At 63.2% G+C, this 12,017-nt stretch carries 9 protein-coding genes and 1 pseudogene; 1 reads left to right on the plus strand and 9 read right to left on the minus strand.

Annotated elements, in window-relative coordinates:
* From ACR2J1_RS07705 to ACR2J1_RS07735, 7 genes are all read right to left on the minus strand, one after another.
* Positions 1-995 (minus strand): rod shape-determining protein (locus ACR2J1_RS07705; protein ID WP_434018752.1); only part of this gene is annotated, 995 nt, incomplete at its 3' end.
* A 367-nt stretch (positions 996-1,362) separates the two neighbouring features.
* The gene (locus ACR2J1_RS07710) at positions 1,363-2,940 is read right to left on the minus strand and encodes a 2-isopropylmalate synthase (RefSeq protein ID WP_434018753.1); all 1,578 of its coding nucleotides are present in this window, start codon (positions 2,938-2,940) and stop codon (positions 1,363-1,365) included.
* Between the two features lie 1,017 nt (positions 2,941-3,957).
* Positions 3,958-4,551: a DUF2165 family protein gene (locus tag ACR2J1_RS07715; RefSeq protein WP_434018759.1), complete on the minus strand. Its 594-nt coding sequence runs from the start codon at positions 4,549-4,551 to the stop codon at positions 3,958-3,960.
* Positions 4,552-4,598: 47 nt separating this feature from the next.
* Entirely contained in the window at positions 4,599-5,618 is a 1,020-nt protein-coding gene (gene ilvC / locus ACR2J1_RS07720) for a ketol-acid reductoisomerase (RefSeq protein ID WP_434018754.1), read from the minus strand.
* A gap of 94 nt (positions 5,619-5,712) precedes the next feature.
* Positions 5,713-6,258 carry an acetolactate synthase small subunit gene (ilvN, locus tag ACR2J1_RS07725; RefSeq protein WP_434018755.1) on the minus strand — a complete coding sequence of 182 codons (546 nt, stop codon included), beginning with the start codon at positions 6,256-6,258 and terminating at the stop codon, positions 5,713-5,715.
* Complete coding sequence (locus ACR2J1_RS07730) at positions 6,255-6,824, minus strand: YqhA family protein (RefSeq protein ID WP_434018756.1); 570 nt, start codon at positions 6,822-6,824, stop codon at positions 6,255-6,257. Before ACR2J1_RS07730 ends, ilvN begins: the two co-directional genes overlap by 4 nt.
* Before the next feature lie 27 nt (positions 6,825-6,851).
* Positions 6,852-8,618 (minus strand): acetolactate synthase 3 large subunit, encoded by a 1,767-nt coding sequence (locus ACR2J1_RS07735; protein ID WP_434018760.1) that lies wholly within the window; start codon positions 8,616-8,618, stop codon positions 6,852-6,854.
* 361 nt (positions 8,619-8,979) lie between these two features.
* Here ACR2J1_RS07735 and ACR2J1_RS07740 point away from each other — a divergent pair, with 361 nt between their 5' ends.
* Positions 8,980-10,893: a potassium transporter Kup gene (locus tag ACR2J1_RS07740; RefSeq protein WP_434018757.1), complete on the plus strand. Its 1,914-nt coding sequence runs from the start codon at positions 8,980-8,982 to the stop codon at positions 10,891-10,893.
* Here the strand turns inward: ACR2J1_RS07740 and miaA are convergent.
* Positions 10,883-11,830 (minus strand): tRNA (adenosine(37)-N6)-dimethylallyltransferase MiaA, encoded by a 948-nt coding sequence (gene miaA, locus ACR2J1_RS07745; protein WP_434018758.1) that lies wholly within the window; start codon positions 11,828-11,830, stop codon positions 10,883-10,885. The genes ACR2J1_RS07740 and miaA overlap by 11 nt on opposite strands.
* Before the next feature lie 4 nt (positions 11,831-11,834).
* Positions 11,835-12,017 (minus strand): annotated as a pseudogene (locus ACR2J1_RS07750) (serine protease); the annotation flags it as partial.

Raw genomic sequence — 12,017 nt, forward strand, 5'->3', positions numbered from 1 at the left:
AGGGCCATGCCGGTTCCCCGCGCGACGCAGCGAAGCGGGTCCTCGGCGATCTTGAACCTCACCCCAGTTTCCTGAGCCAGCCTCACATCGAGGCCACTGAGCAAGGCTCCCCCGCCGGTGAGGTAGATACCGCTGTCGCCGATGTCGGAGGCGAGATCGGGGGGAATATCCGCGAGCGCCTGCTGGATGCCTTCCACAATGTGCTGAATGGGGGCGCTCAAGGCGTCGGCAATGTCCTCGGACTGGAGAATGACCTCGCGCGGCAAGCCGCGCTGGAGATCGCGGCCCTTGATCGGAATTCTCACACGGGCGCCGTTTACCTTGGCGATGGCCGAGCCCGACTCCTTCTTCAGGGCCTCGGCGGTCGCCTCGCCGATCAGAATACGGTGATTGAAGCGGATATAGTTGATGATAGCCGCGTCCATGGCGTGGCCGGCGGTACGGAACGAGCGCGAATAGAGCACGCCGCCCAAGGACGTCACCGCGATGTCGGTCGTGCCGCCGCCAATGTCCACGATCATGGAGCCGCGCGGCTCGGTCACGGGAAGCCCGGCGCCGATCGCAGCCGCCACCGGTTCTTCGATCAGATAGACGCGGCGGGCGCCGGCGACGATGCCAGCCTCATGCACCGCGCGGCGCTCCACGGGCGTGGCACTCGCCGGCACGCAGATGAGGATGCGCGGATGGGCGAAGGGGTGTCGCGGGTGCACGCGGCGGATGAAACGCTTGATCATCTCCTCGGCGGCGGCGAAGTCGGCAATGACGCCCTCGCGCAGGGGCTGCACGACCTGGATGGAGCCCGGCGTACGACCCACCATCAGCTTGGCTTCATGCCCGACGGCTATGACTTCCCGCACGCCATCGCGCACCGCCACGGCGACAACCGAGGGTTCATCGAGGACAATGCCCCGACCCGGCACATAAACGAGAGTGTTCGCAGTGCCGAGATCGATGGCCATGTCCGAAGAGACAAAGCCCCAGACACGCGAGAACATACGCCCGCCCCGCTGCGGCCCGCCACAGCGGGCCTCGAACGCCACCAAAAATCACGGCAGAAGGAGGTCAACTGCCACCCGCCTCGGCGCGTTTGCCGAAGAGAAAGCATGTTGCGGCAAATCGATGTCGCGAGCAATGCGTTGTGCGGGCGATTTTGCAAACTCTTCGCTTGACGAGGCTATCGCGAGGCTATCGCGCGGCGATGACGCAACAGCACCACGATCAAGAGGAACGCCGTGATGCGAGACGCTTAAGGAAACCGCTTCAGATTCTAACGAAGCAGCGAGTGCCGCAACAGGCGCGAAAAAAAATTTGAGGCGACCGGCGTGACCGGCCGCCTCATGTAAAATCAATCACAACGCAGCATCAGGACGCGAGCATGGACTCGGGCTTCCGCCGCGCCTCGCGCGCCAAGAGCTTGTTCAGGGCGCTGACATAGGCCCGGGCCGAGGCGACCATGGTATCGGTATCCGAGCCACGGCCAGTGACGGTCTTGCCGTCCGCCTCCAGCCGCACGGTCACTTCGGCTTGCGCGTCGGTGCCTTCGGTGACGGCGCTCACCTGGTAGAGCGGCAGCCGCGCCTCATGCGGCACGAGCGCCTTGATCGCCCGAAACGTGGCATCGACCGGACCGTCGCCGGTCGATTCATGAGTCTGCTGCTTGCCGTTGATATCCAAGGTCAGCGTCGCCTTTTGCGGGCCGCCGGTGCCGGCGATCACCGTCAGCGCCACGACCTTGATGCGGTCATGGGCCGATGCGATCTCCTGATCGACCAGCGCCTCGATATCCTCGTCATAGACATGCTTCTTACGGTCAGCGAGCGCCTTGAAGCTCACGAAAGCGTCCTCGAAGGCGTTATCGCCAAGTTCGTAGCCCAACTCTTTCAGCTTCTCGCGGAAGGCGTGGCGCCCCGAATGCTTGCCCATCACGAGCGAGGACTCCTTCAGGCCGACGCTTTCCGGCGTCATGATCTCGAAAGTCTGGGCGTTTTTGAGGATGCCGTCTTGGTGGATGCCACTTTCATGGGCAAAGGCGTTCCGGCCGACGATGGCCTTGTTGTATTGAACCGGAAAGGCCGTCACGCGCGAGATCAACTTCGACGCCCGCGTCAGCATGGTCGAGTCGATGCCGGTCCAGAACGGCATGACGTCGGACCGGGTCTTGATGGCCATGACGATCTCTTCCAGCGCGGCGTTGCCCGCGCGCTCACCAAGACCGTTGATGGCGCATTCGACCTGGCGCGCGCCGGCAATGACGCCTGAGAGCGAGTTCGCGACTGCCAGGCCCAAATCGTTGTGGCAGTGGGTGGAGAACACGACACTGTCCGCGCCCGGCACGCGCTCCAGGATCATGCGGATCAGCCCGGCAAACTCGTCCGGCGTGGCATAGCCGACCGTATCGGGAATGTTGATCGTGGTGGCGCCGGCCTTGATCGCCGTCTCGATGCATTGGCAGAGAAAATCCGGCTCGGTGCGGGTCGCGTCCATGGCTGACCATTCGACATCGTCGGTATAGCCGCTCGCGCGCGTCACCGATGCCTGGACCCGAGTCAGAACCTCGGCCTGGTCGATGCCCATCTGATATTGGCGATGGAGCGGCGAGGTGCCAATAAAGGTGTGGATGCGCCCACGCTTCGCCGGCTTGATGGCCTCCGCGCAACGGTCGATATCCGGCATCTGCGCCCGCGCCAGTCCGCAAATGACGGAATTCTTGGCGCGGCGGGAGATCTCCTGCACGCTTTCGAAATCGCCCTGGCTGGCAATGGGGAACCCACCCTCGATGATATCGACGCCCATCTCGTCCAGAAGCTCGGCCACTTCCAGCTTCTCGGAGTAGGTCATGGTCGCGCCGGGGCATTGCTCACCGTCGCGGAGAGTGGTGTCGAAGATGACCACGCGATCCTTCTCACTGTGGTCAGCGGACTTGTTCTGATGCGAATCCATGCTGTTCGTCCTTAGCTCCTCGGTGCCAATCTTAGCATGATTGGCGCGTTCCTGATCTTGGGGTGATTTGGTCTTGATCCCCTGAACGCCCGTCCCGGCCAAGGCCTGGACCGGAGGAGCTCAGGGGCAGCTAAGGAGGAGCCGGGCTTTCGCGACGCGAGCAGAGACAGCCAGCGCCAAGGCACCGGTCTTTATCTCAGTCTGCGCGTTCGTCTGCGGCATCATTCACCTGCGCGCGGCCTCTCTCGGCCGAGCCTGGAAAATAGGGCCAATGACCGGCCGGGGCAAGGGCCGGCAGCGGCCATATCCCTAATCGAGACTGATGGCGGCGATGCCGATCGCCCAGGGGATCGGCAGGAGCCATCTCGCCCACATCGCCGCCGGAACGGGCTTGACGCTCCCCGAAGCCGGCATCCTTGCCCACACTCTCTTGCCCAACTCGCGAGAGGCCTGGGCAAACTCGACGAAGCAAGCTGTGATACGCATCGCGGCGGGCGCCACGCGGCGCACCACGGCGGCGTTTATGCGGATACCGGGCCGCGCTTTCGCCTGAGGTCGGGTGCTTCTCGCTCCATCCGTTCATGAGCGCCTTGACGCTCCGAATGAGGCGACAGGCAGCGTCTTGTCCGCGACGTCTTGGCATCGCGGCGACGATGCGACCGCAACAGGTCGTCAGCCAACTCCTGGCAGGACGCCCATATTACCTCCGGGCGGAGCTCCGGCACCGCCCGGGAGCCGGCGTTGCGTCACCCAGCGCGCAGGCGTCGCATCCCGTCTCGCCTCACGACGCCTCATGAAACGTCCCCTTAGAAGGACGGAGTGATGCGGAGTGTAACGAGCGTTTGGAGAGGGAGGATAAGTTTTCCGCAAAACTCGTCATCGCCCGGCTCGACCAAGCGATCCAGTAACCCCTGCCCTACGCAATTACGAAGCCGGCGGTTACTGGATGCCCGCCTGCGGGGATGTAGCACCGCGCGTGCTTCTACTGCCTTGCGCCGCACGGTCTGGCGCGCGGGGTCATGCGGCGCCTTTCCTGTCGGTGCGGCGGCGGCGGCGCGCCGGCGGGGCGACGAGCTCCGCGTCGGGGAGGCTGACGAAGACGAGCACGCCGAGGACGGTCATATAGAAGTAGAACGCCGCAGCCTGCGCGTTCCATGTCTGCGACTGCCACATGGCGAACCATTCGCCGCCAACCACCATGAAGCCCAGGAACCAGACGAGAAACGCCAGGATACACGCGGCCACGACATAGGCCTTGGCCGCATTGAAGAGGAGCGCGGGCGCGTCGTGAAGCTGAAAGAGTCGGATGGCGCCGGCGAGGAACAGGACGCCAGTCACGCCTTCGCCGATGATGATGAGGGCGTAGGCGATCTTCCAAAGAATGGGACTCGTGATCGCGCGATACATCAGCGCGTTGCCCGGAAACGTCGTGTCCATGGAGAGGACGTGCTGCACGAAGAGATAGTTCGTGCCGTAGTCCGTGAGGTTGTTGAAGGCGACGAGCAGACAAAACACAGCGAGGCAGAGCGGCAGGACGATCTTCGCGCTGCGCGTCACGCGTTGCGCGAGCCGCGCGCGCTCCGCAATCCGCACCGCCTCGTCATGCGCGATCACCACGGCTCACACCTCACCGAAATTATGAGGCGGGCGGCGTGTCATCAGTTCTTGGCCTTGTCGACCATCTTGCGCTTGGCGATCCATGGCATCATGTCACGCAGACGCTTGCCGACGACCTCCATGTCATGGTTGTCGCATTTCGCGCGCATCGCCTTGAAGCTCGTCTGGTTGACGCGGTTCTCCAGCATCCAGTCCTTGACGAACTTGCCGGACTGGATGTCGTCGAGGACCTGCTTCATCGCTTCCTTGCTCGCGGCATTGACCACGCGCGGCCCGGAGACATATTCGCCATATTCTGCCGTGTTGGAGACCGAGTAGTTCATATTGGCGATGCCGCCCTCATAGATGAGGTCGACGATCAGTTTCACCTCGTGGACGCATTCGAAATAGGCCATCTCCGGCGCGTAACCGGCCTCGACCAATGTCTCGTAGCCGTTCCGCATCAGCTCGACGAGGCCGCCGCACAGCACCGACTGCTCGCCGAAGAGATCGGTCTCGCATTCCTCGCGGAAGCTCGTCTCGATGATGCCTGCGCGGCCGCCGCCGACGCCCGCGGCATAAGACAGCGTGAGATCGTGGGCATTGCCGGTGGCGTCCTGGGCGATGGCCATGAGGCAGGGGACGCCCGCGCCGCGCGAATATTCCGCGCGCACGGTGTGACCCGGGCCCTTCGGCGCCACCATGCAGATATCCATGTCGGGGCGCGGCTCGATCAGATTGAAATGGATGTTGAGGCCGTGGGCGAAGAAGAGTGCGGTGCCCTCTCTCATATTCGGCTTCAAGTCCTTCTCCCAGATGTCCGCCTGAAGCTCGTCGGGGGTGAGCATCATCACCACGTCGGCCCATTTGGCGGCCGTGGGAACGTCCATGACCTTGAGGCCGGCGGCCTCGGCCTTGGCAGCGGATTTGGAGCCGGGCCGCAGCCCTACGGCAACCTCGGGAACGCCCGAATCGCGCAAATTCAGCGCATGAGCGTGTCCCTGGCTGCCATAGCCGATGATGGCGACCTTCTTATTCTTGATGAGATTGAGATCGGCATCCCGATCGTAATAAACGCGCATACTCGCTCCCCTGCCCTTTAACTCTAGCTGATCTCTAACGGCCCGCGTTTGTGACGCGCGCACCCCGACTTTGCAAGCCGCGGATCGCGCTCCCCTACATGCGGTCCGGTCCGCGCGAGATGGCCGCGAGACCGGTGCGGGACACCTCGACGAGGCCGAGCGGCTGCATCAGAGCGATGAACTGCTCGATCTTGGACTGCCGGCCGGTGATTTCGAACACGAAATGCTCCGTCGAGGCATCGATGACCTGGGCACGGAAGGCCTCCGCCAGGCGCAGGGCCTCCACCCGCTTCTCGCCGAGTCCCGCAACCTTCACCATCGCAAGCTCGCGCTCGATGGGGTTGCCCATTACGGTCAGGTCGGTGACGGAATGGATCGGGACGAGACGATCGAGCTGGTTCTTGATCTGCTCGATGACCATCGGCGTGCCGGTGGTGACGATGGTGATGCGCGACAGATGCGCCTCGTGCTCGGTCTCCGACACGGTCAGCGACTCGATATTGTAGCCGCGGCCGGCGAACAGCCCGATGACGCGCGCAAGCACGCCCGGCTCATTATCGACAAGCACGCTCATCGTGTGGGTCTCGAGCCGCTCCTCGCTTTTCTGCATCGAGTAGGCGGAGCCCGGCTGCGTGGTCATGGCTTTTTCACTTGGCTGCGCGCGGGCGCGGGCGTGACGAGCGTGTCCTCACCGGGGCGCGACTCGACCTTGCCGTTGCCATGCTTGGAGCCGGTGAGATCGATCAGGCGCAAGGCGCCGGCAATCAAGAGCACCGAGACCGGCAGGACCGTCATCGACAGGTCGAACTTGCCTTCCGCCTCGACCACGGTGCGGGCGAAGATGACGATCAGCACGACGATGACGCCTTCGGACAAAGTCTCCTTGAGCTGGCCGACGCCGGCGACCTTCATCCATTCCGGGAGGCGGCGGCCGTGGCCTTCCGGCAAGGTGAAGACAAAGCCGATGGCGACGCCATAGGCGAAGATGACGAGCACGATGGCGAACAAGAAGGAGTCAACCGCTTCGAGCACGGGCACGGTCAGCTGCTTGCCGCCGATGTCGCCCGGCTCGAACAGCGTATGCCAGGCCTCGAACAGATAGAGGCTGCCTTGCAGGAACATCAAAAGCGAGCCGACGACGGAGCCGAGCGAGCCGATCAGCATGATGGCATGGAGGCCGAGGAGGAAATTGAGCATGGTGCGCATGTCGGGGGAAAGCCTAACCGGATTCGGTCAAACCATCACCTTGCCTTCTTCGGTGATGGCATTTTCGAGGTCTTCCTCGGTCAGGTCGTCCCCCATGAGCATGTTGTTATGGGCCTCCCCGCTCGGGATCATAGGGAAGCAATTGGCATGCTTCTCGACGCGGCAGTCGAAGATGACGGGCTTCGGCACAGCGATCATTTCGCGGATCGCGTCGTCGAGCTCGGAGGGCTTCTCGGCGCGGATGCCGACGGCCTGATAGGCCTCCGCCAGCTTGACGAAATCCGGCAGCGCCGCGCTGTAGGAATGCGAGTAGCGGCCGCCATGCAGGAGCTCCTGCCATTGGCGCACCATGCCCATATACTCGTTGTTCAGGATGAAAATCTTGATGGGCAGGTCATACTGCGCGGCCGTCGACATCTCCTGCATGGTCATCAGCACCGAGGCTTCGCCCGCGATGTCGATGACGAGGGAGTCGGGATGAGCGACCTGGACGCCGACGGCGGCGGGCAGGCCATAGCCCATGGTGCCAAGGCCTCCTGAGGTCATCCAGCGGTTCGGCTCCTCGAACTTGTAGAACTGCGCCGCCCACATCTGATGCTGGCCGACCTCGGTCGTGATGTAAGTATCCTTGTCGCGGGTCAGCGCATAGAGCCGCTCAATCGCGTATTGCGGCATGATGACGTCGTCGCGCTTTCGATAGTGCAGGCAATTGCGCGCGCGCCAGCGCTCGATCTCGGACCACCAGATCTTGTGCGCGGCCTGGTCGAGCTTCGGCTTCTTCGCCTTCCAGGCGGTGAGCATCTGCTCCAGCACATGGGCGCAGTCGCCGACGATGGGGATATCGACATGCACGTTCTTGTTGATGGAGGAGCGGTCGATATCGACATGGATCTTGGTCGAGCCTGGCGAGAAGGCGTCGAGCCGGCCGGTGATGCGGTCGTCGAAACGCGCGCCGATGCAGATCATGACATCGCAATCATGCATCGCGTTGTTGGCCTCGTAGGTGCCATGCATGCCGAGCATGCCAAGAAACTGCTTGTCGGAGGCGGGATAGGCGCCGAGCCCCATCAAGGTCGAGGTGATGGGGAAGCCGGTCATGCGCACGAGCTCGCGCAGGCGCGCGGTGGCGAGCGGACCTGAATTGATAATGCCGCCGCCGGTATAGAAGAGCGGGCGCTTCGCGCGCGCCATCGCCTCGATCGCTTGCGCCACGGCGCCCTCGTCGCCGACGGTCTGCGGGCGGTAGCTCTTATGCTGCGAGTTGGTGAGCCCGACATAGTCGCCCTTGGCGAACTGGATGTCCTTCGGAATGTCGACGACGACAGGGCCCGGGCGCCCTGTGCGCGCGACATAGAACGCCTCATGCAGGACGCGGGAGAGATGATTGACGTCCTTGACGAGATAATTGTGCTTGGTGCAGGGGCGCGTGATGCCGACCGTGTCGCATTCCTGGAAGGCATCGTTGCCGATCAGATGCGTCGGCACTTGTCCGGTGATGCAGACGATGGGGATGGAATCCATCAGCGCGTCGGTGAGACCCGTGACGGCGTTGGTCGCGCCCGGCCCCGAGGTGACCAAGACCACGCCGACCTTGCCGGTCGAGCGCGCGTAACCTTCGGCGGCGTGGACCGCGCCCTGCTCGTGGCGCACGAGGATGTGCTGAAGCCGATCCTGCTGATGCAGCTCGTCATAGATCGGCAGCACCGCGCCGCCCGGATAGCCGAAGATGTGATCGACCCCCTGGTCGGCCAGGGCCTCCAGCACCATTTGGGCGCCTGTCATTACGCGCGACATGTCGTCCTCACAATACGCCGCCACACGGACGTGGCCGGTCTGAGTGGTCAAGCTGGAAAACCGGCCAAAATGCCAAAACAAGGCGCGGACCCTAGGACCTCGCAGCCCAAGGGTCAACGTCCTCGGGAATGAATGACAAATTTAGCCGCCTTTGTCTTTCTAAATATTACCCAAAACAGGCATCCAAAGATGTTTTATTGCCGCACCTCGTGGCGCGCAGGGCAAAGACTCTGTGCAGCGGGAGAACTTACCTAGACAAGCCTTTCCAATGCGCTTATTTGCCATCGCTTCGTGGATCGCGTGAGCCAAAGCGGCGTTTAGCCGAGACCCAACCAAACGCCTCCGGCAAACTCCCATTTGAATGACTGCCAGCTCTTCAGAAGTCCCAGCCGCCAACGGCGCTGACCTGGCGGTCTCGCGGCGCACCTTCTGGGCACTTACTTTCGGCAGCGTCGGCGTCGTCTATGGCGACATCGGCACGAGCCCACTCTACGCGCTGCGCGAGGCCATTCTCGCCGCCGGGGGCGAGCACGGCATCGTCACCCAAGCCGCTGTGTTCGGCGTGCTGTCCCTGATCTTCTGGGCGCTAATCATCGTCGTCACGCTGAAATACGTTCTGATCCTGCTGCGGGCAGACAATAACGGCGAAGGCGGCACGCTCGCGCTGACCGCGCTCGCCTTTAGAGCGCTCGGCAAACGCACGCCCCTCGTGCTCGCTCTCGGCATCGTCGGGGCCTCGATGTTTTACGGCTCCACCCTGATCACGCCCGCTTTGTCCGTACTGTCTGCCGTGGAGGGCCTGACGGTCGCAACGCGCGCGTTCGAGCCGTACGTTTTGCCGCTCACGGTGATCATTCTCGTTGCGCTCTTCTCGGTCCAGTCGCACGGGACAGCCCGCGTCTCGACATTCTTCGCCCCGATCACGCTCGTGTGGTTCATCGTCATCGCCGCCGCCGGCGCCGTCGAGATCGGCGTCAATCCCCGGGTGCTCTACGCGCTAAATCCCATGCATGGCATCGAGTTTCTGCTGAATCACGGGATGATCGGGCTGGTAACGCTCGGTGCGGTGTTTCTCGTCGTGACCGGCTCGGAGGCCCTTTACAACGATCTCGGCCATTTCGGCCGGAAGCCAATCCAGACCGCGTGGCTCTATCTCGTGCTGCCCGCGCTGCTGCTCAACTATTTCGGCCAGGGGGCGCTGGTCCTGGCCAATCCGGAAACCATCAAGAACCCGTTCTACCTTCTCTATCCCGATTGGGCGCTTTATCCCATGGTGGCGCTGGCCACGATGGCGACGGCGATCGCGAGCCAGGCGGTCATTACCGGGGCGTATTCGATCACACGCCAGGCGATGCAGCTCGGCTTCCTGCCGCGCATGGAAGTGCGGCACACCTCGGAATCGCAAGCCGGCCAGATCTATATGCCGCGCGTGAACTGGCTGCTGCTGACCGGCGTGCTGCTGCTCGTCTTCATGTTCCGCTCGTCCAGCGAGCTCGCTTCCGCATACGTCCTTGCCGTGGCGACGACAGAATGGACGGCGGGCGTCCTTGGTTTCATCGTGATCTGGAAGCTGTGGCGATGGAATTTTTGGACGACCGTTGCCGTGATGGCTCCGCTGCTTTTCGTCGACACAATCTTCGCCATGGCAACGACGCTGAAGCTGTTCGACGGCGCATGGCTGCCGGTTCTGGTGGGCGCCATGCTGGTGCTCATCATGGTCACATGGCGGCGCGGAACAAAATTGCTGGCGCAGAAGACGCGGCGAACCGAAGTGCCCTTTGAGCCATTGATCAAGAGCCTCGAGCAGAGCCCGCCTCACATCGTTCCCGGCACCGCGGTGTTTCTCACGAGCGATCCCGAATTCGCACCCACGGCGCTGCTCCATAATCTCAAGCATAACAAGGTGCTGCACGAGCAGAATGTGATCCTGACGGTCATCAACGAGGACATTCCGCGGGTTGCACCGCAGGAGCGCGTGAAGATGGAGAAGATCAGCGACAACTTCATGCGGCTGATCCTGCATTTCGGCTTCGTGGAAAGACCGAATGTGCCGAAGGCCGTTGCCATCGCGCGGAAGCTCGGCTGGAACTTCGACATCATGTCGACATCGTTCTTCCTGTCGCGCCGTTCCGTACGCCCGGATCCCCGCTCGGGCATGCCCAATTGGCAGGATAGGCTCTATATTTTTCTCGCCCACAATGCCGACGACGCGTCGAGCTATTTCCAGCTGCCGACCGACCGCGTGGTGGAGATCGGGACACAGGTCACGGTTTAGAGGACGCGCGTTCCGTGACGGCCATTGCGGCCTCAGCGTCGGGCACCCAATGCCAATCCGCCATGTATCGGCGCGCCCAGGTCATCTGGCGCTTGGCGTAACGCCGCGTCTCGGTGCTGCCCTTGGCAATCGCCTCCTCTTTGCTCATCGCGCCGGTGACCACGGCGATGAGCTCACGGACTCCGTGAGCGCGCATGACCGGCAGGTCCGGACTGAGATCGAGTTGCATGACATTACGCGCCTCGTCGAGAGCGCCTAAGGCGACCATCTGCGCGAAGCGCGCGTCGATCGCGGCATAAAGCGGCTCGCGTTCCGGGGCGATGAGGATCTTCAATGAGGCGTTGGAATCGAGAACAGATGCCGACTCGGTCCCTTGCCAGTCCGCGAGGGAGAGGCCCGTGGCGTCGATGACTTCGAGTGCGCGCACGACCCGCTGCGGGTCGGTCGGCCGCAGCCGTGCCGCCATGGAAGGATCGGCCGCCGCCAGCGCCTCATGCAGCTTCTTGGGCCCTAGCGCGTCAGCCTGCGCGCGCCAATGCTCCCGGACCTCCGTGGGAATATCGGGAACGGGCGCGAGACCCTCCAGCAACGCCTTGAAGTACAGACCGGTGCCGCCCACCAGGATCGGCACCCTCCCCGCTTCTTGCGCCTCGCCGATGGCCAGGGTCACATCGGCAAGCCACTGTCCGACCGAGTAGGCCTGAACAGCAGGCACCATGCCATAGAGACGATGCGGGACGCGCTTAAGCTCCGACGCGGCGGGCCGCGCCGTGAGAATTGCGAGCTCGCGATAGACCTGCATGGAATCGGCGTTGATGACCGTGCCACCGAAACGTCCGGCGAGCGCGAGCGCGGCCGCGGACTTGCCGCTCGCCGTAGGACCCGCAATGAGAATGGCTTGCGGGCACGCGTCGAGCGGGGGCGGCTGAGGAGGCAATGCGCTAGCCCGTGGGCACGGCCACGAAACGCAATTCACCCTTGGCATCGGAAAGCAGCAGCAAGACCGACTTACGTCCCGCCTGCTTCACGGCTTCGACGCGCGCGAGCACGTCCTGCGGCTCCGAGACCTTCTCCTGCGTGACCTCGACAATGACGTCGCCGGCCTTCACCTGCTTCTGTGCCGC

The sequence above is a fragment of the Methyloceanibacter sp. genome (genome assembly GCF_050999895.1).
Lineage (GTDB): Bacteria > Pseudomonadota > Alphaproteobacteria > Rhizobiales > Methyloligellaceae > Methyloceanibacter.

Excerpts from the sequence above, each read along its gene's own strand:
- ACR2J1_RS07710 (WP_434018753.1), bottom strand. The coding sequence starts at position 2,940 with ATGGATTCGCATCAGAACAAGTCCGCTGACCACAGTGAGAAGGATCGC.
- ilvC (WP_434018754.1), bottom strand. The coding sequence starts at position 5,618 with ATGCGCGTTTATTACGATCGGGATGCCGATCTCAATCTCATCAAGAAT.
- ilvN (WP_434018755.1), bottom strand. The coding sequence starts at position 6,258 with ATGACCACGCAGCCGGGCTCCGCCTACTCGATGCAGAAAAGCGAGGAG.
- ACR2J1_RS07730 (WP_434018756.1), bottom strand. The coding sequence starts at position 6,824 with ATGCGCACCATGCTCAATTTCCTCCTCGGCCTCCATGCCATCATGCTG.
- ACR2J1_RS07735 (WP_434018760.1), bottom strand. The coding sequence starts at position 8,618 with ATGTCGCGCGTAATGACAGGCGCCCAAATGGTGCTGGAGGCCCTGGCC.
- ACR2J1_RS07740 (WP_434018757.1), top strand. The coding sequence starts at position 8,980 with ATGACTGCCAGCTCTTCAGAAGTCCCAGCCGCCAACGGCGCTGACCTG.